The sequence below is a fragment of the Mycobacterium sp. URHB0044 genome, from assembly GCF_000620625.1.
Taxonomy (GTDB): Bacteria; Actinomycetota; Actinomycetes; order Mycobacteriales; family Mycobacteriaceae; genus Mycobacterium.
Genome location: NZ_JIAW01000017.1, coordinates 133264 through 152497 on the forward strand (window position 1 = coordinate 133264; position 19234 = coordinate 152497).

A 19234-nucleotide genomic window follows, 5' to 3' on the forward strand; every position below is an offset into this window, starting at 1 on the left:
TTCGCATACAATCGCGGCGTGAGAACTCTGCACTTGCGCAACGTGCCCGACGACGTGATGAACCGGCTCGAACGGCTGGCGCGCGCAGCGAGCACATCGGTTACGGCCGTGGCCATCCGGGAACTCGACGCTGCGACGCGCAGGGTGGACAACGCGGCGTTGATCGCCACCCTGCCCGACTTGAACATCGCGGCCGACGCGATCGCCGAGCACGTCGATGCCGATCGCAGGTGATCGTCCTCGATGCCTCGGCGGCGGTGTCGGCGCTGTTGAACGATGGTGAGGCTCGCCGCCTGATTGCCGTCGAGACCATTCACGTGCCACACCTCGTGGATACCGAAGTGGTGAGCGCCATGCGACGGCAGGTCCTCGCCGGACTCTTGACGACTGAAGACGCGCACCACGCCATCGGTATCTGGAGACAGTTGGGGCTGATCCGCTACGCCGCACCGCCACTGCTGGAACGCGTCTGGGAACTACGAGACACCGTGACCCCTTATGACGCAATGTATGTCGCACTGGCCGAGAATCTCGGCTGCGCGCTGACGACAGCCGATGCGCGGTTGGCCAGGGCAAGCGGTCCGCGCTGCGCCATCACCGTCGTGCCTCGATGAACGGCGGGTGGGCCGACGCGATCGGCGACCTCACCGTCAAGCCGTAACCGTCAGGACCGCGCTGCCGTACCAATGACACAGCAGCAGTGCGACTTCGACGTCCAGTCGGGTATCGCTGATCGGTTGTCCGCGACGTTCGATCGCGCGTTGTACGCGATACTTGACGGAGTTGGAGTGCATGTGGAGTTCCTCGGCGGCGGCTTTGAAGCTCGAGCCGGTGCGCAGGAAGACTCGCAGTGTTTCGCGGAGGCGCTCGTCGTTCTCCGTGCACGAGGCAAGCGGGCCGAGGACCTCGGCGACTCGAACGCGCGCGGCGGTTAGATTGCCGCCCAGCAGTGCCGCGATCGACAGGCCGGGATCGCAGGCAGCGGTCACCCGGTGCGCGTTCGAGCCCGACGCGATCGCCACCGCATGCGCTTCTTGCGCCTGCTCGTACGAGCGTCGGAAGCCCTCAACGCCTGGCAACGGATTCCCGACCGCGATCCATGGGGCGTCAGGTCGTGCCTCGGCGACCATGCGGATGCGGGCGACCGCGCCCGGCGCAGCGTCTGCCGGCACGGGGATCCAGGCCCATCCGGTCACGCGGTCCACCGAGATGTGCAACGGGCTCTCGCGGGCGCCGACGGATTCGGCGAGTTGGTCGACGAAGCGCTCCGTCGACGCGAGGTCGCCGCCGCCGTCGTCCTCATCGCGCCAGGCCACCACGGCCAGATGCGTCCGCCGCAGCGGATAGCGGATCGCCGTCGTCACCGCATCGACGTCGACGTCGGCCCCGTCGAGCAGCTCCCGGACCCGGAGCGCGCGCAGGCCGCTCTGGTTCTCCATCCAGCGGTCCCGCTCACCCTGATAGGTGCTGACGACCTGCTGGGTGATCCAGTCGATGTAACCGAACGTGACTTCCGAGATCTGACTGAACACGGCGAAGCTCAGCGGCGGCTCCAGATCCGACGCACGTATCTCGTCCAGCACCGCGTCGAGCACCGCCTTGTGCCCTAGCCGGTAGGCGCGCACCAACGCATTGACCGTCGTCCCGCGCTGCGCTAACCGCCGTGCGTGTTCGACTGCGGCAGTGGGCAATTCGACTTTCTCGATCGGAATGGCATGCCGGATCGCGGAGAACACGGTCGCGACGTTTCCGTCGATGCTGTCACGCAGCAGCTGCAGTAGCTGTGCGTCGCCGCGCAACTCGGCGATTTCGGCGACCACGACCTCGAGGATCGAGCCGGTCAGCTCGGCCATCCGCTGGTTCAACCGACCGACGATCGCCGCAGCGGACTGCGCGATTACCGCGGCGTCGTCGCGGCCCGTCCCTGCCATGACCAGACGGTATCGCCGCAACCCGGACTGCAACCCGGTTTGGCTCCGGAAGCCAAGAACTCACCCAGACTTGGTCGCCCGACGACGTAGCTGCGGGGGCGTCTACTCGGCGATTCTTAGAGCCAACGCAGCGCTGAGATTCCAAGACCCGAACGCGCCGACGTCATCAATTTCCCCCAGTGCCGCCTCGCGGAGAAGGTGAGTCAACCATGAGCAGCTACTTGAGCGCCGCCGCAATCATGTTGCTAGTGCTGTCCCCGCTCTTCGTGCCGGTGGGCGTCACGTTGGCGCCACACGTCGTCACCCGCGTCGGACGCATCCGACGGGTCTTCGGCCTGTACCGACGCGTCCCTCGAAACGCTTGATGAACCGCTACCCAAACCGACCAAGAAAGCTCACGCCGTGACCCTCGAATTCAACACTCTGCAGCGGACGACGCTGACCGCGATCGTCGACACCTTCGTCGCAGCCGTTCCATGCGAAGACGACCCCGATGGGTTCTACGCCGCCAAGGGCAGCGACGTCGGCGCGGACATCGCAACCGAGCAATACCTCGTCGCGAATCTGCCCGAGGATCGACTCGCGGGCCTGCTTCAGCTGATCGACGCCGCCACCCTGGCTGGGTTCGCAGATCAGCCTCAGGCCGGCCGCGAGGCGATCGTCGCGTTTCTCGCAGGCATCTCGCCCGAGGCGGCCGGCGCGATCGCCGCGCTGAAGCAGCTTTCGGTGCTGTTCGCCTACAGTCTGCCGGGCCCGGATGGCCACAATCCGTTGTGGCCCGCCATGGGGTATCCGGGCCCGGTCCAAAACCCGCCGGACTCCCGCAGGACGTTGGAGGTCCTCACCGTCTCCGGTGAGACGACGCTCGAGGCGGACGTCGTGGTCGTCGGCTCCGGCAGTGGAGGCGGAGTGGCCGCCGCGGTGCTCGCCGAAGCGGGCAAGCGAGTGATCGTCCTCGAAGGCGGTGGTTACCACACCGAATCCGACTTCGTGCAGTCGGAAGTCGTTGCGTACCAGAACCTCTTTCTGCGCGGCGGGTTCTTCCCCTCAGCCGATGGCATGGTCAGCATCGCGGCGGGCAGCACCGTCGGCGGCGGCAGCACGGTCAACTGGTCGAACTCGTTGCGCACGCCGGACACCGTCCGCGCTTGCTGGGCCGCCGCAGGGCTCGAGGACGTCGACACCCCGGCGTTCGACGAACACCTCCAAGCCGTGTTCGACCGAATCAAGTGCAACGACAAGGTCGCCACCCAGAACGGCCCCCACGAGCGGTTGCGCGACGGCGCCGCCAAGCTCGACTACTCCTATCGCATCGCCACCCTCAACATCGATCCCGACAAGTACGACCCCAACCTGATCGGGTACAGCGGGATGGGCGATCAGACCGGTGCGAAGCAGGGCACGATGCGCACCTATCTGCAGGACGCATCCGACGCCGGAGCGAAGCTGCTGCCCAACGTCTGGGTCGACAAGATCCTCGTCGAAAACGGCGCGGCGGTCGGGGTCGAGGCCACCTACACCGACCCCCAGACGCAAGCGACCTCACGCGTCGTGATCAACGCGCCGTCGGTCGTGGCGGCCGCGGGCAGCCTGGAGACCCCGGGGCTGCTGCTGCGGTCGGGTATCGGTGGGCCCGCCGTCGGCGCCGAACTGCGACTGCACCCCGCGAGCCTCGTCAGCGGGATCTACGACGAACCCCAGGACCCGTGGTACGGGCCCGCGATGGCCGGAATCATGAACGAGTTCGCCGAATGCAACGACGGCTACGGGTACCTCATCGAATGCGTCCAGCACCTGCCCGGCCTGTTCACCACCGTCGTGCCCTGGCTCGACGGCGCCCAACATAAGGAACTCACCCGCCAGTATCGGCACCGGGCGGACTGGGTGTTCATCGTCAAGGACCGCGGCGCCGGCAGCGTCACGATCGACGAGAACGGTCAATCCACCTTCTGGTATCCCTTCGACGACGACCTCGATCGTTGCCATTTCCGTGAGGCCGCGGAGACGTGTATTCGCATGCACGAGGCCGCGGGTGCACAACGGATATTTCTCGCGGGCCAGCCGTTTGCGCCCTGGACGCGCGGCGACGATCTCGAGGCGTTCATCGCGGCAGTGCACCAGATTCCGATCGGCCCTGGCGGTACGCCGGTGTTCAGTGCGCACCAGATGTGCAGCGCGAAGCTGGGCAGCGACCCGCAGACGTCGGTCGCCAAACCGACTGGCGAGCTGCATGACGTCACGGGCGTCTGGATCGCCGACGCCAGCGGAATGCCCAGCTGCTCGGGGGTCAACCCGATGGTGACGACGATGGCGCTCGCACGCCGCACGGCGACGAACATGGTCGGCTGAAGAGCTACAACCTCATGGCCACCACGACGAGTGCGATGACACCCAGAACCGCGATCAGGCCGGCCATGATTCCCGATATCGAGTACGGCATGGCGCCAACCTCCGCCTTCAGCGACTTCAACTGCTGGCGATGCTGAACCCAGGCCAGTGCCAGGCCCGTCAGACCGATGAGGATCATCGTCATCCCGACGATCCAGGGACTGACGACCGTGTGGCGATGCTCCTGCGTCGCCAGGTACTGGAAGAACTTGAAGATGGTGAAACCGAAGGCAATCAGCGACGTGCTGGTGCGGATCCACGCCATGAGCGTTCGCTCGTTGGCCAGACGCGTGCGCTCGATGGCGAGTCGAGTGGATGTGTCTAGCGGTTGATCTACCATCGTCGCCTCTCCGTCCGTCAACCTACCGCGGCCATGAACTCCGCCGCCCGCGCCACCCCCGCCGATGCCGACGCAATCCCCAGCCGGCCGGCGGGGGTGCTCTCCGACGTGGCGTCACCCACGACGCCGTTCGGCGCGACGACGACGCCCTCGACGCTCGCGGCCATCGACGCCCCGACGTCGGTCACGTACAGAAGCGTCTGCGCGAGGCCCGTCCGCCCGACGTAGTCCGCATTCGCCGAGTACTTGCATTCGATGATGAACGCCGCCTCGCCGGGCAGGATCAGCATGAGATCCGGTGCCAGCGGCCGGGTCTGGGCCCGCAAGCCCGTCGTCAAGGAGCGGTACATGGACGACGCGCCGTAGCGCTGCCAGGCGCCGCCCGCCTCCATCCACAGATGCCAGACCTGCCCCGCGTGCGTGACGTGGAACTGCTCGCGGCCGGTGACGAAGCTCAACGGCGACGTGCTGACGACCGATGCGCCGGCCGCCCGCAGTGCCAGCAGCAGCTCACCGAGCACGCCCAGCTGGAACAACGTCGGCCGCAGCTCCGGAACCGGCAACAACAACTCCGCAGCCAGCTCCGGCGCGCTCGCGGCCCGCAGCCGACGGGCCACGTCGACCAGCCGACGCCACACCGCACCCTCCCGTTCGACGGCGGCGAGCTCGGACGGCCGCGGCGCGCCAGCCCCCGGCTCGACCAACCCGATGTCGAACACACGGGCTAGCGAATCCAACTGCAACGAAACATCGTTGGAGGCGGCAACATCGATCGTCGACGCCCGCCGCGCCAACCGCAGCACCTCGCCGCCCACCCACGCCAGCACCGAGGACAGCAGCTCGTGTGCGACGCGGTCGCGGTGCCGGACCACGAACGCCGACGGCGGCCAGCCGTATCGCCGTCGCGTGTCCACCCACGACGTCGCACCGGACGGCGTGTCGGCCACCGCCTGGCGCCGCCGCGACTGCGCGGGCAGCAGATCACTCCACTGCCGCACCGATTTCGGCAGCCGTTCGAGCAGCGGCACCAGATCGAGGAACAGCATCAGGTCGGCCCGCAGCTGTGTGTCCTCGGGCCGCCAGTCACGCGGAAGCTCGTCGCCGGCAAGCTGATTGAGCACCTTGACCAGCTGGCCCCGGCCGACCCAGGCCCGCAGGACGTGGTCCAACCCGGCCTCGGGGACCGGCAGCATGACGTCGGGCTCGCTCCCGACCGTCAGGACAATACGCGGCTCATCTCGACGATCCACTCCCACTCGGACTGCCCGAGGGCGTGGTGTTCCTCGACGATCGCGCGGCCCAGCGACGGCAGCTCGTCCTCCATCTCGCGCAGCCACGTACCGACGTTGACCAGGTACGCCTCGGCGAGCAGTTCCCGGTCGACCTGGCTGACGCCGGTGAGCGGTTCGGCATCGGTGCCGACGCCCGCGGCGATGTAGTCGGCCATCCGCAGGAACAGGGCCGGGCCGAGCGTCGTCATCGAATTCATCAGGTGCGCCGAGTAAATCGCCACGATCGCGTCGAGCAGCGGCTCCGGCAGCCCACTGTCCTGGCCCAGCAGCGCGGTGCGGAACTTGTCGGCGTCCGCCGCAGGAATCGGCACGCGCAGGAACCGGCGGCCCAGCGCGTGGCCGAACCGGAACACCCGCTGCGCGTCGAGCGCGTTGTACGTGCCGAGCAACCGCCACTCGGTGCCGGCCAGATAGCGGACCGGTCCGGCGCCGGTCATGGGGTTCGTCAACAGCGACGCGTGCTCCACCGAACACGTCGCGGTACCCGACCAGCCGAGCTCGACCTGCGGCGACCCGATCGACGGCGACACCGCGCCCAGCGTCACGTCCTGCCCGCTGAGCCACGTCAGCAGACCGCCGAAGATGCGGTCCATGTCGGCCCGGTTGACCTCGTCGATGATCAACCACCGGCCGGCCGCGACCGCGCTGAGCACGCGGCCCGGCCGGAATCGCAGCTCGCCGCCGTCGATGGTCTGTCCGCCCACCAGGTCGGTCGCCGACCAATTCTCCTCGGCGGCAGACCATTCCACGCCGGTCGGGCCGGCCTGGAAGCCGAAGCTCTTCGGGTCGGCGACGATGCGGTCGACCACTTGACGCAGCAGCGTGGTCTTGCCGCTGCCGGGCGGGCCGACCAGGATGACCGCGGGCGCGGACAGGATGGCCAGCCGCACCATCCGCTCGATCCGCGGGTCGATCTCGATGGGCACGCTGATGACCGAGGGGACCTGCCCGCCAACGGAATTGCCGCCGCCGACGTTGCCCGCCACCAAGCCCAGCACGGGATGGTGTTCGGGTGTCAGCTCGGGGAAGATCGACTGCAGCTTCCCGATGGTCGGGTCACTCATCGAAGATCACCAACCGGACCGGTGTGTCCTCGCGCAGGAACAGCGCGGCCTTCAACGACGGCAGCCGCCCGCGCTTGCGCATCGCGTTGAGCATGTGTTCGGGCGTCACGTCACCCAGCACGCTGATCACCGCGTACACCGGATTCGACTTCGCCATCTCGTCGCAGCGGTTGCCGATCTGCTTCTGCTCGGTCACCAGCTTGCCGATGACCGGGCCGCCCTTCTGGCCGTCGCCCACACCCAGTTCGTCGGCGAACCACCGGTACAGCGGATCCCACTTCGACGCGTCGTTGCGGCTGGCGGCGAGGCCGTGCCGAACGGCGTCGATGATGCCGTCGCGCAGGCGGTGCGGATCGTCGAGGTCACCGAACAATCCGGTCATGCACCAACGCTTTCCGCATAGGTCTGCAGCTCGTCGATGAACCCCGCCGGGAACCGCAGCGACCCCTTGCGCGTCCGGCCGAGGAAGCCGAGCGCCGCCCGCGCCGACAGCGGCGCCCCCGGGTACTTCAGGAAATCCGCCAGCGGCACCCGCGGCTGCCACACCGGCCACGGCCCGACGTCCGCGGCGTGCACGATGCCGTCCAGGTCCGCCCATGCCGCCCGGCGCGGCCACTTGGCACCCGTCCACGGCTGGTCGTCCGACGGGTCGTACCGGCCGGGGGCGGCCAGCTGCTCGCCGATCCACGTCGCGACCGGAACGCTCACCGAGTTGCCGACCATCCGCCAGCGTTCGCCGCGCTTGGCGACCTCCTCGGCCGGCGCCGTCCAATCGGCGGGAAAACCCTGCAGCCGCTCCGTATCTCGCAGATCTGGCGTCACGTACGTGCCCGACGGCAGGCGGATGGCCGGGGGAGAGGCGACGCCGACCGACGAGCCGCACTTGATCGGCGGCACCCCGTCGACGGCCCAGCCGAACGAGCGCATGCCCTCGGTCCAATAGAACCCGCATGCCACATCCGGATAGCCGGCGGCGGGCTCGGGCCGCACGACGTCGTCGGCCAGCAACACATCGCGCGGGTCTCCGACCCGGCTGGCGACCAGGTACCACCGGTTGCGCCGTTGCGGCAGACCGAACGCGTTGCTGTCCACCACGCGATACGCCCACCGATACCCGAGCTCCGTCAGCGCGGTGGTGATGAGCTTGAGCGCCGCGCCCTGGCCCAGCGACATCAGGAACGGCACGTTCTCCAGCACCAGCCATGGCACGTCGGCGCCGTCGAGCAGCCGCAGCACCTCGCCGATGAGACTGCTTCTGGCACCGTCGATTCCGACTTTGCGGCCCACACTGCTCAGGTCCTGGCACGGGAAGCCGGCCACGACGACGTCGGTGCGGGCGGGCAGTGACACCAGGTCGCGGACGTCGGCCTCGATCTTGACGTCGGGGAAGCGGCGGCGCAGCACGTGCATGGCGGGCGCGGAGTTCTCGACGAGCAGTTGGGTCTGATGCCCGCTGGCGGCCATGCCGAGTTCGAGGCCGCCGATGCCGGCGAACAACCCCGCCACGCGCATCGACGCGCGCTTCATCGCAGCCACTCCAGCGCGACGGCATAGCTCAGCCGCGACGGCACCGCGTTGCCGATCATCCGGGCCATCGCCGTGCGGTGGCGCACCGCGTCGAACGAGAACCAGTCGGGGATGTACTGCAGTCGCGCCGCCTCGTGCGCGGTGATGGTGCGGCGCAGGCTCGGATGCACGTAGCGGCCCATGCACATGCTGTAGAAGCCGGTGGTCACGGTCTGCGACGGGCGGTCCCACGCCAGCCGGCCGTAGATCGCCTTGTAGCTGTGGCCGCCGTTGGCGTGGCACTCCGGGCGCTCGCTGTCTGGCAGGTCGAACGCGCCGGTCTCGAAGAGGTAGTCGATGCGCTTGCGGGTGGCGGGAGCCGACCGGGCGACCGCGTCGACCAGGCCCTGGTCGCGGCAGGACTCGGGCAGTGCCTCCAGATCCTGGAACGCCCACGCCACGTCACGCGGCTCACGGCGGTGCCGCTCGGCGACGTCGGCCGGGGTGGTGGTGTGCGTGAGGCTCGCCATCAGGGCCAGCCGGCGGCGGCGCTGCGGCACCCCGATCTCGCTGAGGTCCATCACCCCGATCGACACGTGGTAGCCGAGCCGGCCGAGCGCTTCCGCGGTGCGTTGTACGACCGAGCGCCGGTCGTTGAGCGCGCCGGGCACGTTCTCGATCAGGATATGTTGCGGTTCAAGCACTTCCGCGGCACGGACCATGGTGCGGTAGAGCTCGTTCTTGTCGTCGGCGTGGCGGGTGCGGTTGTTGAAGTCGCTGTGCCCCTGGCACGGGGGCCCGCCCACCAGCACGTCGATCTCGGCGTGGTGCTTGGACAGCATCCGTTCGGCCGACGTGAGCCGACCGCCGACCTTGCCCGGCAATACCTCGGTGACGTCCTGGCACACCGTGGCGGCGGTGGGGAAGTTGGCGGCGTAGGTGTCGGCGGCGACCTGATCGACGTCGACGGCCAACACCGGCTCGAACGACCGGTTCAGCGCTCGGGCGGCCTCGGCCAGGCCGATCGACAGGCCGCCGCATCCCGAGAACAGGTCGACCACGCGCAGCGACGACCGCGAGGCGCCACAGGGCGGGGCGACGGTGCTCTGCAGCCAGGCGCGTTCGGCTTCGTCGGCGGACGTGGGCCGCGCGTCGCCGCCGGGGTAGCCGGCCAGCACGCTGGTGGTCTTGCGGCCGTCGCGCCGGGTCAGGACGCGCTCGTAGGTGCCCTTGCGGGTGCGGAACCGCTCGAATCCGGCGTCGATGCTGGGCCGTCGCTCGACGGCGCTCTGGGATGGCTCGCTCATCAACACCACGCGACCTGCGAAGAGTCGTCTGCTCGGCGGCCGTGGCGGATCACATGGGCAATCGTATTCAGCGGTTCCGACAAGTGCGGGCACCTGCGGCGGCGCGCCGCAATGACCCTGCTCGTCGAAGGTGGACCCGCGGTCGAGATCGGGCACGAAACTTGGCACACGGGCGCACGCTCGACCGGGGGCGCAGGCCGCTCAGGCTGTGGTGGGTTTGCGGGCGACGAGACGTTCGACCAGACCGAGTTTGAACCGCTGGACCCGTTCGACGTCCAAGCCGGCGGTCCGGACTTGGTTCAGTGGGCGGCGAAGGAAATGTTCGCCGCCGAGCGGCACGGTGAACACCTCGAGGAACCGCTGCACTGCCCGGGCAACAGCTGAGCTGCTTTGGATGTGGTCGACCAGAATGAGTCGGCCGCCCGGGCGCAGTACCCGGGTCATCTCGGCGATGGCTTTGGCGTGATCGGGGATGGCGCAGAGTCCGAAGGTGCAGACGACGGTGTCGAACGAGGCGTCGTCGAATGGCAGCTGGTGGGCGTCGGCCTGCTGCAGGGTGGGCGTGCGGCCGAGGTCTGCGGCGCGGTGGCGGGCGATGTCGAGCATCCCGTCGCTCAGGTCGATCCCGGTCAGCGTGATGTCGTCGGGGTAGAAGTCGAGGTTCAGGCCTGTCCCGACGGCGACCTCCAACACCTCGCCGCTGGCTTGCCGGCACACCCAGTGGCGGGAGTCGCCAAACAGGTGCCGATCGAAGAAACCCATTTCTCGGTCGTAGGAGTGGGATTTCTTGTCCCAGTAGCGATTCCAGCGGGCGCTGCGGTCCTTGGTGGCAGACAAGCGGTGTTACCTCCTGATGGCCGTATCTCTGGACTTAGCCTATAGATACACCATTTTCTGGATACAGAATCGTGTGTACTATGGCGGATCATGGAGACCTTGATCCATAGTGACGCGCTGGCCCGGTTCGGGTATGCGCTCTCGGACAAGACCCGCACGCTCATTCTGTTGAGCCTGCGCACGGCGCCCCGATACCCGTCGGAGCTCGCCGAGGAGATCGGCGTCTCGCGCCAGATCGTGTCCAATCATCTTGCGTGCCTGCGCGGCTGTGGCCTGGTTGTGGCGGTGCCAGAGGGTCGGCGCGCCCGCTACGAGCTGGCCGACCCGCGCATCGGCCATGCGCTTGATGACCTGATCGGTCTCGTCCTGGCCGTCGACCCGGCGTGCTGCCCTGACGCGCAACGGGAGGGCTGCTGCTGATGGCCTTCGAACTCGGCCTGCGCCAACCCCCGACGGCGCGACGTCGGCGGGTGCTCTCGCAGCGGATCCGCTGGTTCGTGGCCGCCACCATCTCCTACAACGTGGTGGAGGCCGTCATCGCCCTCACCGAAGGCACCCGAGTGTCCTCGACCGCGTTGATCGGCTTCGGCCTGGACTCGGTGATCGAGGTGTCGTCGGCGGCGGCGGTGGCCTGGCAGTTCGCCGGTAAGGATCCGGAGGTCCGCGAAAAGGTCGCGCTGCGCATCATTGCGTTCTCGTTCTTCGGACTGGCGCTCTACGTCGGCGTCGACGCGGTGCGGTCGCTGTTCGGCCTCGGCGAAGCGCAACACTCCAGCATCGGCATCGGCTTGGCCGCTGCCAGCCTGGTGATCATGCCGGTGCTGTCGTGGGCCCAACGTCGCGCCGGGCGCGAACTGGGTTCACTCTCTGCGGTTGCCGACTCCAAACAGACCCTGCTCTGTACCTATCTGTCGGCCATCCTGCTGGTCGGCTTGCTGCTCAACAGCCTGTTCGGCTGGTCGTGGGCAGATCCGATCGCCGCGTTGGGCATCGCGGTGATCGCGGTTCGGGAGGGCATCAACGCCTGGAAGGGCGATGCCTGTTGCCCCGCGCCGGTCAGCACGAAAACCGCTGCGGACGAAGACAACTGCGACTGCTGCGACGACTAACCGGACGAAAGGGCAGACTCATCATGGCCCGGATCAGCGATCAGGCCCTTCTTGTCGAACGTGAGCCCGTGGTCGAGATCGGGCCCGAACTTCGCATACTCGTGCACGCTCGGCGGAACGATCGCGATGCTGGGCCGTCCTGCTGGCTCCAATCCCCAGCCGTCAGCTTGCAAGCCAACCAATGCGATGTATGCGCATCGCCTCGAGGAGGTCTTCATCGTCGGGCGATATGGCCGTTGGCCATTCGCGTGACGTGACCTCGGGCGGCGAGTCGGTGGCACCTCGCTCGTAGATCGCCCACAGAATGAAGTCGTCGCCATGTCGCGACAGGTATTGGACGCCATTCATCCGCTCGCCCTCGGGGCCCACTATCTCGTAGATCCACGCTGACATCGACTGCGTTAGTTCGCGCGGTTCACCTTCCCGGATTGCCGCGGCGTCGACGTCTGAAAATCCGAGATCGCTTGCCAATGGCAGGGATTGCGCCCGCAGGGTCGGAAGCGTCTCGGTCCGGAGGCAATCACCCAACTGCGGCGTATTGGCGGGCTGCCGCGATGACCCGCGGTCCATCGGCGTCGACATCGCCATCCCGCAGCACGCGGGCCGGCGAGACATCGTCGAGAAATGGGTTCAGTCCCTGAAACCATGCTTGAACAATCTGCGTGTTGTCTTTGAGATTGACGACCCGCGCAGCTCTGTAGGCCACTCGCAACCGCTCGACATCACTGGGATTTGCGATGTTGCGGGATCCCTCCGCCCACTGCCTGACGGCTCGCGTCTCCTTCACCCCGCCGATGTAGGCCACCAGCTTCGCGCCAAGCAGGCTTCGGAGCGCGGTTACCAGCTCAGCAGGGCTCATCCCGACGGCCTCGTTGTAGGCGGCGAGGTCTGGGCGTCCGGTTGCGACTGCCATTTCAGTACACCCAACTCTCTATCCTTCGAACACCATATAGAACCACTATAGGTTCACATTGCGAATCTCACCATGGATCACACACAAGAACGCAGGTCCGAACCCAGCGGCGGACCGCCGCGTCGTCGCTCGCCCGTGGCATGTTCCACTGGATCGGTGAGTAACACCCAGCGAGTCACCACCCCCGCCGTCACGCACGTGCCCGGCACGCCGAACCTGCTGCTCGGCGCGTACGCCGTGGCAGACGTCGGCTACGCGATGGAGGAGTTCTTCGTCTCGGGAACGGCGACGAGCTACGACCCGGCTGGTGCGACGGCGGACTACACGACGCGCATCGTCGTCCTCACTCCGAGCGACCCTACGAGGTTCAACGGCACGGTCCTCGTCGAATGGGTCAACGTCAGCGGCGGCATCGACGCGCCCGCGGTGTGGTTCATGGCGCACCGCGAGATCATCCGCGCCGGTTACGCCTACGTCGCCGTCTCGGCGCAACGCGTCGGCGTCGAGGGTGGCGGCGCCAGCATCACCGGCTTCGACATGTCGTTGAAGACGCAAGACGCGCAACGCTACGGGACGCTCGAGCACCCCGGCGACGCCTACGCCTACGACATCTTCTCCCAGATCGGACAGCTGATCCGCGACCGCCCGGGCGACGTGCTCGGTGAATCGCGCCCGGAAGCCGTTGTGGCGATTGGCGAATCGCAGTCCGCGATGTTCCTGAGCACCTACGTCAACGCCGTCGATCCGCTGGCGAAGACGTACGACGGCTTCCTGGTCCACTCGCGCTTCGGTGAGGCGGCGCCGCTCGACGGCACGTCGATTCTCGACGCCGGCGAGCCCGAGGCCACGCCGTTCACCGACGAACTGCGCGTCCCCGTCATGACGGTCATCACCGAAACCGACCTCGTCGACGGCGTGCGGGTCGGCTATCACCGGGCCCGGCGGCCCGACGCAAACACGTTGCGCACGTGGGAGATTCCCGGCACCGCGCACGCCGACAACTACACGATCAAGGTCGGGTTCATCGACTCCGGCTCGGCGCCGCTGGCCGACCTCGTCGCCGCGTACGAACCCACCAAAACCCTGATGGGCCAGGAGCTCCCGCACTTCATCAACTTCGCCCCGCAGCACCACTACGTGCTGCAGGCGGCGCTCGCCCAACTGAACGACTGGGTGCGCACGGGTACCCCTGCGCCGACGGCCCCGCCGATCGACATGACCGACGGCCAGCTCACCCTCGACGCGCACGGAAACGCGACCGGCGGTGTGCGCACACCGTGGATCGACGTGCCGGCCGCGCGGACGTCGGGCATCGGCGCCACCGAGCCGTTGATGGCGATGCTGTTCGGCTCGGCCGACGTGTTCGACGCCGAGACCCTCGAGCGGCTCTATCCCGGCGGGAGGGCCGAGTACGTCGACCGGTTCACCCAAGCGCTCGACGCGGCGATCGGCGCGGGTTTCCTGCTCGCCGCCGACCGCCAGGAGATTCTGGACCTCGCCGAATCGGCCTATCCCGGCTAGTGATGGCCGAGTTCGACCCCGACCTGCTCGCCACCGGGCTGGACGTCATCTTCTGCGGCATCAATCCGGCATCCAGTGCGGCCGCCGACGGCCACAACTTCTCGCATCGAAGCAACCGGTTCTGGACCGTGCTGCATCTGGCGGGGTTCACCGAGACGCGCCTGCGGCCCGAGGACGAGCGCGACCTGCTGGGGCATGGCTGCGGCATCACCGCGGTCGTCGCTCGGCCGACTCAGCGGGCCGGCGAGGTATCGGCCGCCGAATTCCGAAGCGCACGACCGGCCTTCGAAGCGAAGATCCACCGTTACGCTCCGCGGGTCGTCGCCTTCCTGGGAAAGCGCGCACTCGCAGCGATGCTCGCCCCATCCGACATCGCGTGGGGACGCCAACCGGTGCCATTCGCGGGGACGACGAGTTGGGTGCTTCCCAACCCGAGTGGCCTCAACAAGAACTTCCCACTCGACGCGCTCGTCGTCGCCTATGCCGAACTCCACCAGGCTCTCAGCGGACCCGCCCCAGCCGTGCCACGATGGAACGATGGCTGAGGACGCGAAGGTCTCCGAACGCGAGTTCAACGAACGCAACATCGAGGAGTTCCGCCGCAACGGCGGGAAGGTCGGCGGTCAGTTCGAGGGCTTCCCGCTGCTGTTGCTCACCTCCACGGGCGCCAAGAGCGGCGACGAACGCCTCAATCTGATCGGCTATTTCGACATCGACGACAAGATCTACGTCGTGGGCTCCGCGGCCGGGCGCGACGCGAGTCCCGGCTGGGTGTTCAACTTGCGCGCCAACCCCAACGTGTCGATCGAGGTGGGCTCCGATCCGCCGAAGCGGGTGGTGGCCCACGAACTTCCGCGCGAGGAGCGCGACCGCATCTACGCCGCCATCGTCGAGCGGGCACCGGGATTCGGCGAATACGAGAAGCGCACCGAGCGCGTCATTCCCGTCTTCGAGCTGACGCCCAGCAGCTAGAGGGATTCGTCGCCGCGAGTGTGAAGATAATCCCGAGATTTCTGCCGTTGGGATCTCGCGCACATCTTCACGCTCGGCGCGTCGAAGGCGCCGGCCGCAAGCAAAAGTCGCGCAGAGGCGGGCATTCGCAGTCATGCCCCGGACGCGCTCACGCCCACCACCTAGGCCTTCGCGAGCGTGAACTGCCCCAGCTCGCTGATGCCCCGCTTGAAGAAGTCGCTGCAGCCGGTCAGGTACTTCATGTACCGCTCGTAGACCTCTTCCGACGTCGCGGCGACCGCCTCGTCGTGGTGTGCCTCCAACGACGACGCCCACAGATCCAGCGTGCGGACGTAGTGCTCGTCGAGCAGTTGCGTCTGCTCCACCGTGAAGCCGGCATCAGCCGACAGCCCCGTGATGTCGTCGAAGCCCGGCACCGAGCCGCCGGGGAAGATCTCCTTGGCGATGAACCGCATGAACCGCAGGTCGGTCATCGTGATCGGGATGCCCAGCTCTGGCCACTGCTTCAGCGGATGCCCGAGGATCGCCTGGATGACCATGCGGCCGCCACTGGGCAGCAGGCTGTGGCACGCCTTGAAGAACGGCGCATACCGCTCCTGCGGGAACGCCTCGATGGCCTCCAGGCTGATGATCCGGTCGACGGGCTCGTCGAACTGCTCCCACCCACGCAACAACACCCGGCGGGAGCGTTCGGTGTCGAGCCCGTCCAGCAGCTGCTGGCCGTACGCGCACTGATTCCTGCTGAGCGTCAGGCCGATGACGTTGACGTCGTAGCGCTCGACCGCGCGCTTCATCACCGAACCCCAGCCGCAGCCGATGTCGAGCAGGGTCATGCCGGGCTGAAGATCCAGCTTGCCGAGCGCGAGGTCGATCTTGGCCATCTGCGCTTCTTCGAGCGTCATGTCGTCGCGCTCGAAATAGGCACAGCTGTAGGTCCGCGACGGATCCTGGAACGTTCCGAAGAAGTCGTCCGAGAGGTCGTAGTGGGCCTGTACCTCTTCGAAGTGCGGCTGCATCGCTGGCGAAGTAGCCGCCGAAGTTTCTACGTCGTTGACAATTCCCTCAGCCATCCCCGACCTACCTCCGTGCGACTTTCCGGACCGCGAATCGCTATGTCCCTATTCGTTGACTTGCATAACGCAAATTACTACAGCTCGCGAGTCATGGCTTCTCGCAAGTGAACTGGCAAACATCGGTGTAGCCGTTGCGGAAAAGGTCGGCGCAGCCCGTCAGGTACTTCATGAAACGCTCGTAGACCTCGTCGGACGTAATGGCAATGGCTTCGTCCTTGTGGGACTCCAAATTTGCTGCCCAGGTGTCCAAAGTTCTGGCGTAGTGCGGCCGCAACTTCTGCTTGCGTGTCACGGCGAATCCGGCCTTCACGGCGTGCTCTTCGACCTGCGCGGCCAGCGGCAGACGGCCGCCGGGATAGATCTCGTCCATGATGAACTTGATGAACCGCACCGTCGACATCTTCAGCTGCAGTTGGCGTTCGCGGACCTCTTCGTCGCTCGGGATGATGATGGTGTGTAGCAACATCACGCCGTCGTCGGGCATCAAGTTGAAGGTCTTCTTGAAGTAGTCGTCGTACTTGTTGAAGCCGAAGTGCTCGAAGGCGCCGATCGACACCACCCGGTCGACGGGCTCGTCGAACTCCTCCCACGGTTGCAGCCGCACCTCCATGTGGCGCTTGCTCTTCGAGTTCGCGAACCAGTGGTCCTCGATGTGCTGCTTCTGGTTCTGCGACAGCGTCAGGCCGACGACGTTGACGTCGTAGCGCTCGACGGCACGCATGATCGTGGAACCCCAGCCGCAACCGATGTCGAGCAACGTCATCCCCGGCTTCAGGCCCAGCTTGCCCAGCGACAGATCGACCTTCGCCATTTGCGCTTCCTCGAGCGTCATGTCTTCGCGCTCGAAATACGCACAGCTATAGGTCTGCGTCGGGTCCTGCCACAGCTTGAAGAAGTCGTTGCTGATGTCGTAGTGGAATTGGACTTCCTTCTTGTCCGAACCGCGCGTCTGCGCTGCGGATTTGGAAAGCCACTTGGACTGCGCGGGAGCGGGTGTCTGTGCCTGGGTTGAAGAGCTCATTCATCGGCCTTATTCGGATTAGGAATGTGGGGTCGTGCCGTCCGGCGTCTTCTCCACCAAGTCGGCTCCTTGAGATTACATTTTTCGCACGTGCCTGACGATGGGGGAGACGCTCGAATCCCGGGCCGCACTTAGCCTGGATTGGTGGCCGAATCGTGGGCGTCGTCGCCGGAGGCGCGGGCCCGCATGCGCTCCAACCGCAGCAGGGACACCAAGCCCGAGCTCGCGCTGCGCTCGGCCGTGCACGCGCGCGGGTTGCGCTACCGCGTCGCGGCCAAACCGCTGGCCGGATTGCGGCGCACCGCCGATCTCGTCTTCCCGCGGGCGAAGGTGGCGGTGTTCCTGGACGGCTGCTTCTGGCACGGCTGCCCCGAGCACCACACCGTCGCGGCGGCGAACGCGAAGTTCTGGGCCGACAAGGTGGCGGGCAACCGCACCAGGGACCGCGACACCGACAGCCGGCTGGCCGACGCCGGGTGGATCAGCCTGCGGGTGTGGGAGCACGAGGATCCGCTCGAGGCGGCGCGACGCGTCGAGGACGTCGTGCGGGCAAGAACCCTCTGACACAGGCGGATTACGAAACACTCACATACACCCCACCCTCCGTGCCTGTGTCGCTCGCGCCCCTTACGATGGAGTGCCCCCGCTCGAAAGTCTGGCTTCCCGCCGCAAAAATTCTGGAGTTTTGTTGACGTCGTCTCGCCGTGTCCGTGGTGCCTGGTTGGCGGGTGTGTTGGCGGTTCTTGCCGTGTTCGGCGGCGTCGTCGTGAGCAGCTCGCAGCGCTGCCCGGAGAACTGTCAGGTGGTGGCCGCGCCGCGCGACCTGTCCGAGTCCGCACCGGCGGTCCCGTCGTCGGCGCCCGCGGCGTTGTCCGTGATGCCCGCGCCCGGAACCGAGGACATGAACCCCGCCGGCCCGGTTCTCGTCACCGCCACCAGCGGCACGATCACCGACGTCACGATGGTCAACGACGCCGGCAAGGAGATCCCCGGCATCCTCACGCCGGACGCGACGGTGTGGAAGCCGACCACCCAGCTCGGCTACGGCCGCACCTACACGATGACCGTGGCTGCCCGCGGCCCCGGCGGCATGCCGTCGCGGCAGACCGCGAGCTTCACCACGGTGTCGCCCAGTGATCAGACCGACGTCTACCTCGACACGACCGGCGGAGTCCTGCTGAAGGACGGCGCGACCTATGGCGTCGGCATGGTCGTCGTCGCGCGCTTCGACGAGCCGATCGACAACAAGGCCAACGCCGAACGGCACCTGTCGGTCACCACCAACCCACCGGTGCCCGGCTCCTGGTACTGGGTCGACGACCAGACCGCGCACTGGCGGCCCGAGAAGTACTACGCGCCGGGCACGACGGTCACCGTCGCCGCCAACATCTACGGCGCGCCGCTCGGCGACGGGCTCTACGGCGCCGACGACGAGCGCGTCTCGTTCAAGATCGGCGACGCTCACGTGTCGATCGCCGACGACGTCACCAAGCAGGTCAGCGTCTTCGAGAACGGCAAGCTGGTCCGCACCATGCCGACGTCGATGGGCATGGGCGGCACCGAGACCATCGGCGACACCGTCCTGTCGTTCTGGACGCCGCCGGGTGTCTACACCGTGCTGGACAAGGCCAACCCGGTGATCATGGATTCGTCGACGTTCGGGCTGCCCACCAATTCGCGCCTCGGCTACCGCGAGACCATCCCATGGGCCACCCGGATCAGCACCGACGGCATCTACCTGCACCAGCTCAATGCGACGGTGTGGGCACAGGGCAACACCGACACCAGCCACGGCTGCCTGAACCTCAACGGCGAGAACGCCAAGTGGTTCTTCGACTTCTCGCAGCCCGGCGACATCGTCGAGGTCCGCAACACCGGCGGCAAGCCGCTGGAGCTGTCGCAGAACGGTGACTGGACCATTCCGTGGGATCAGTGGCGCCGGGGCAGCAAGCTCGCCTGA

Annotated in this window: 23 protein-coding genes; 11 read left to right on the forward strand and 12 right to left on the reverse strand. The window is 67.1% G+C overall.

The genetic code is table 11. The annotated features are described in order from the left end of the window. Positions 1 to 18: 18 nt before the first annotated feature. Positions 19 to 234 carry a hypothetical protein gene (locus N536_RS0126810; protein WP_029116433.1) on the forward strand — a complete coding sequence of 72 codons (216 nt, stop codon included), beginning with the start codon at positions 19 to 21 and terminating at the stop codon, positions 232 to 234. Next, positions 231 to 614 (forward strand): type II toxin-antitoxin system VapC family toxin, encoded by a 384-nt coding sequence (locus N536_RS0126815; protein ID WP_029116434.1) that lies wholly within the window; start codon positions 231 to 233, stop codon positions 612 to 614. The genes N536_RS0126810 and N536_RS0126815 overlap by 4 nt, the downstream gene beginning before the upstream one ends. Before the next feature lie 36 nt (positions 615 to 650). Here N536_RS0126815 and N536_RS0126820 read toward each other — a convergent pair whose 3' ends face one another. Then, entirely contained in the window at positions 651 to 1931 is a 1281-nt protein-coding gene (locus N536_RS0126820; RefSeq protein WP_029116435.1) for a CdaR family transcriptional regulator, read from the reverse strand. 209 nt (positions 1932 to 2140) lie between these two features. Between N536_RS0126820 and N536_RS42360 the strand changes: the two genes are divergently transcribed. Both N536_RS42360 and N536_RS0126830 read left to right on the forward strand, forming a co-directional pair. Beyond that, positions 2141 to 2296, forward strand: coding sequence for a hypothetical protein (locus N536_RS42360; RefSeq protein ID WP_155948739.1), 156 nt, complete (start codon positions 2141 to 2143; stop codon positions 2294 to 2296). Between the two features lie 37 nt (positions 2297 to 2333). Beyond that, complete coding sequence (locus N536_RS0126830; protein ID WP_051574785.1) at positions 2334 to 4280, forward strand: GMC family oxidoreductase; 1947 nt, start codon at positions 2334 to 2336, stop codon at positions 4278 to 4280. A 4-nt stretch (positions 4281 to 4284) separates the two neighbouring features. Here N536_RS0126830 and N536_RS39575 read toward each other — a convergent pair whose 3' ends face one another. From N536_RS39575 to N536_RS0126865, 7 genes are all read right to left on the reverse strand, one after another. Continuing rightward, positions 4285 to 4659 carry a YidH family protein gene (locus N536_RS39575; RefSeq protein ID WP_051574786.1) on the reverse strand — a complete coding sequence of 125 codons (375 nt, stop codon included), beginning with the start codon at positions 4657 to 4659 and terminating at the stop codon, positions 4285 to 4287. 17 nt (positions 4660 to 4676) lie between these two features. Further along, positions 4677 to 5852, reverse strand: a complete 1176-nt coding sequence (locus N536_RS0126840; protein ID WP_029116437.1) for a hypothetical protein — start codon at positions 5850 to 5852, stop codon at positions 4677 to 4679. A gap of 23 nt (positions 5853 to 5875) precedes the next feature. Then, positions 5876 to 7015, reverse strand: a complete 1140-nt coding sequence (locus N536_RS0126845; protein ID WP_029116438.1) for an AAA family ATPase — start codon at positions 7013 to 7015, stop codon at positions 5876 to 5878. Then, positions 7008 to 7397, reverse strand: coding sequence for a hypothetical protein (locus N536_RS0126850; RefSeq protein ID WP_029116439.1), 390 nt, complete (start codon positions 7395 to 7397; stop codon positions 7008 to 7010). Before N536_RS0126850 ends, N536_RS0126845 begins: the two co-directional genes overlap by 8 nt. Continuing rightward, complete coding sequence (locus tag N536_RS0126855; RefSeq protein ID WP_081809390.1) at positions 7394 to 8542, reverse strand: DNA cytosine methyltransferase; 1149 nt, start codon at positions 8540 to 8542, stop codon at positions 7394 to 7396. Before N536_RS0126855 ends, N536_RS0126850 begins: the two co-directional genes overlap by 4 nt. After that, positions 8539 to 9828, reverse strand: coding sequence for a DNA cytosine methyltransferase (locus N536_RS39580; RefSeq protein WP_155948740.1), 1290 nt, complete (start codon positions 9826 to 9828; stop codon positions 8539 to 8541). Before N536_RS39580 ends, N536_RS0126855 begins: the two co-directional genes overlap by 4 nt. Positions 9829 to 10029: 201 nt before the next feature. Further along, a complete protein-coding gene (locus N536_RS0126865; RefSeq protein ID WP_029116441.1) occupies positions 10030 to 10665 on the reverse strand; it encodes a class I SAM-dependent methyltransferase in 636 nt (211 codons plus the stop codon). Positions 10666 to 10755: 90 nt separating this feature from the next. Here N536_RS0126865 and N536_RS0126870 point away from each other — a divergent pair, with 90 nt between their 5' ends. Together N536_RS0126870 and N536_RS0126875 are read left to right on the forward strand one after the other, a co-directional pair. Further along, positions 10756 to 11085 carry a helix-turn-helix transcriptional regulator gene (locus N536_RS0126870; protein ID WP_029116442.1) on the forward strand — a complete coding sequence of 110 codons (330 nt, stop codon included), beginning with the start codon at positions 10756 to 10758 and terminating at the stop codon, positions 11083 to 11085. Further along, on the forward strand, positions 11085 to 11774 hold the full coding sequence (locus tag N536_RS0126875) for a cation transporter (protein WP_029116443.1): 690 nt from the start codon (positions 11085 to 11087) through the stop codon (positions 11772 to 11774). Before N536_RS0126870 ends, N536_RS0126875 begins: the two co-directional genes overlap by 1 nt. Positions 11775 to 11936: 162 nt before the next feature. Here N536_RS0126875 and N536_RS42675 read toward each other — a convergent pair whose 3' ends face one another. Continuing rightward, a complete protein-coding gene (locus N536_RS42675; RefSeq protein WP_197040238.1) occupies positions 11937 to 12356 on the reverse strand; it encodes a hypothetical protein in 420 nt (139 codons plus the stop codon). Next, on the reverse strand, positions 12295 to 12687 hold the full coding sequence (locus N536_RS0126890) for a hypothetical protein (protein ID WP_029116444.1): 393 nt from the start codon (positions 12685 to 12687) through the stop codon (positions 12295 to 12297). Before N536_RS0126890 ends, N536_RS42675 begins: the two co-directional genes overlap by 62 nt. Positions 12688 to 12843: 156 nt before the next feature. Here N536_RS0126890 and N536_RS0126895 point away from each other — a divergent pair, with 156 nt between their 5' ends. The 3 genes from N536_RS0126895 to N536_RS0126905 are packed head-to-tail and all read left to right on the forward strand — an operon-like array spanning position 12844 to position 15180. Further along, the gene (locus N536_RS0126895; protein WP_051574789.1) at positions 12844 to 14208 is read left to right on the forward strand and encodes an alpha/beta hydrolase domain-containing protein; all 1365 of its coding nucleotides are present in this window, start codon (positions 12844 to 12846) and stop codon (positions 14206 to 14208) included. 2 nt (positions 14209 to 14210) lie between these two features. Beyond that, a complete protein-coding gene (mug, locus tag N536_RS39590) occupies positions 14211 to 14753 on the forward strand; it encodes a G/U mismatch-specific DNA glycosylase (protein ID WP_036437704.1) in 543 nt (180 codons plus the stop codon). Next, complete coding sequence (locus tag N536_RS0126905; RefSeq protein ID WP_029116446.1) at positions 14746 to 15180, forward strand: nitroreductase/quinone reductase family protein; 435 nt, start codon at positions 14746 to 14748, stop codon at positions 15178 to 15180. Before mug ends, N536_RS0126905 begins: the two co-directional genes overlap by 8 nt. Positions 15181 to 15341: 161 nt before the next feature. On the opposite strand, the gene N536_RS0126910 is transcribed toward N536_RS0126905, so the two are convergent. Both N536_RS0126910 and N536_RS0126915 read right to left on the reverse strand, forming a co-directional pair. After that, entirely contained in the window at positions 15342 to 16250 is a 909-nt protein-coding gene (locus N536_RS0126910; protein WP_029116447.1) for a cyclopropane mycolic acid synthase family methyltransferase, read from the reverse strand. Positions 16251 to 16341: 91 nt separating this feature from the next. Further along, positions 16342 to 17274, reverse strand: coding sequence for a cyclopropane mycolic acid synthase family methyltransferase (locus tag N536_RS0126915; protein ID WP_029116448.1), 933 nt, complete (start codon positions 17272 to 17274; stop codon positions 16342 to 16344). A gap of 144 nt (positions 17275 to 17418) precedes the next feature. Between N536_RS0126915 and N536_RS0126920 the strand changes: the two genes are divergently transcribed. Beyond that, positions 17419 to 17838 (forward strand): very short patch repair endonuclease, encoded by a 420-nt coding sequence (locus tag N536_RS0126920; RefSeq protein WP_081809391.1) that lies wholly within the window; start codon positions 17419 to 17421, stop codon positions 17836 to 17838. 157 nt (positions 17839 to 17995) lie between these two features. Beyond that, positions 17996 to 19234, forward strand: coding sequence for an Ig-like domain-containing protein (locus N536_RS0126925; RefSeq protein WP_231514644.1), 1239 nt, complete (start codon positions 17996 to 17998; stop codon positions 19232 to 19234).

What these genes read in the sequence shown, in the direction of transcription:
- N536_RS0126820 (WP_029116435.1), bottom strand. Translation starts at nt 1,931, where the DNA reads ATGGCAGGGACGGGCCGCGACGACGCCGCGGTAATCGCGCAGTCCGCT.
- N536_RS42360 (WP_155948739.1), top strand. Translation starts at nt 2,141, where the DNA reads ATGAGCAGCTACTTGAGCGCCGCCGCAATCATGTTGCTAGTGCTGTCC.
- N536_RS39575 (WP_051574786.1), bottom strand. Translation starts at nt 4,659, where the DNA reads ATGGTAGATCAACCGCTAGACACATCCACTCGACTCGCCATCGAGCGC.
- N536_RS0126840 (WP_029116437.1), bottom strand. Translation starts at nt 5,852, where the DNA reads ATGCTGCCGGTCCCCGAGGCCGGGTTGGACCACGTCCTGCGGGCCTGG.
- N536_RS0126845 (WP_029116438.1), bottom strand. Translation starts at nt 7,015, where the DNA reads ATGAGTGACCCGACCATCGGGAAGCTGCAGTCGATCTTCCCCGAGCTG.
- N536_RS0126850 (WP_029116439.1), bottom strand. Translation starts at nt 7,397, where the DNA reads ATGACCGGATTGTTCGGTGACCTCGACGATCCGCACCGCCTGCGCGAC.
- N536_RS0126855 (WP_081809390.1), bottom strand. Translation starts at nt 8,542, where the DNA reads ATGAAGCGCGCGTCGATGCGCGTGGCGGGGTTGTTCGCCGGCATCGGC.
- N536_RS39580 (WP_155948740.1), bottom strand. Translation starts at nt 9,828, where the DNA reads ATGAGCGAGCCATCCCAGAGCGCCGTCGAGCGACGGCCCAGCATCGAC.
- N536_RS0126870 (WP_029116442.1), top strand. Translation starts at nt 10,756, where the DNA reads ATGGAGACCTTGATCCATAGTGACGCGCTGGCCCGGTTCGGGTATGCG.
- N536_RS0126875 (WP_029116443.1), top strand. Translation starts at nt 11,085, where the DNA reads ATGGCCTTCGAACTCGGCCTGCGCCAACCCCCGACGGCGCGACGTCGG.
- N536_RS42675 (WP_197040238.1), bottom strand. Translation starts at nt 12,356, where the DNA reads ATGTCGACGCCGATGGACCGCGGGTCATCGCGGCAGCCCGCCAATACG.
- N536_RS0126890 (WP_029116444.1), bottom strand. Translation starts at nt 12,687, where the DNA reads ATGGCAGTCGCAACCGGACGCCCAGACCTCGCCGCCTACAACGAGGCC.
- mug (WP_036437704.1), top strand. Translation starts at nt 14,211, where the DNA reads ATGGCCGAGTTCGACCCCGACCTGCTCGCCACCGGGCTGGACGTCATC.
- N536_RS0126905 (WP_029116446.1), top strand. Translation starts at nt 14,746, where the DNA reads ATGGCTGAGGACGCGAAGGTCTCCGAACGCGAGTTCAACGAACGCAAC.
- N536_RS0126910 (WP_029116447.1), bottom strand. Translation starts at nt 16,250, where the DNA reads ATGGCTGAGGGAATTGTCAACGACGTAGAAACTTCGGCGGCTACTTCG.
- N536_RS0126915 (WP_029116448.1), bottom strand. Translation starts at nt 17,274, where the DNA reads ATGAGCTCTTCAACCCAGGCACAGACACCCGCTCCCGCGCAGTCCAAG.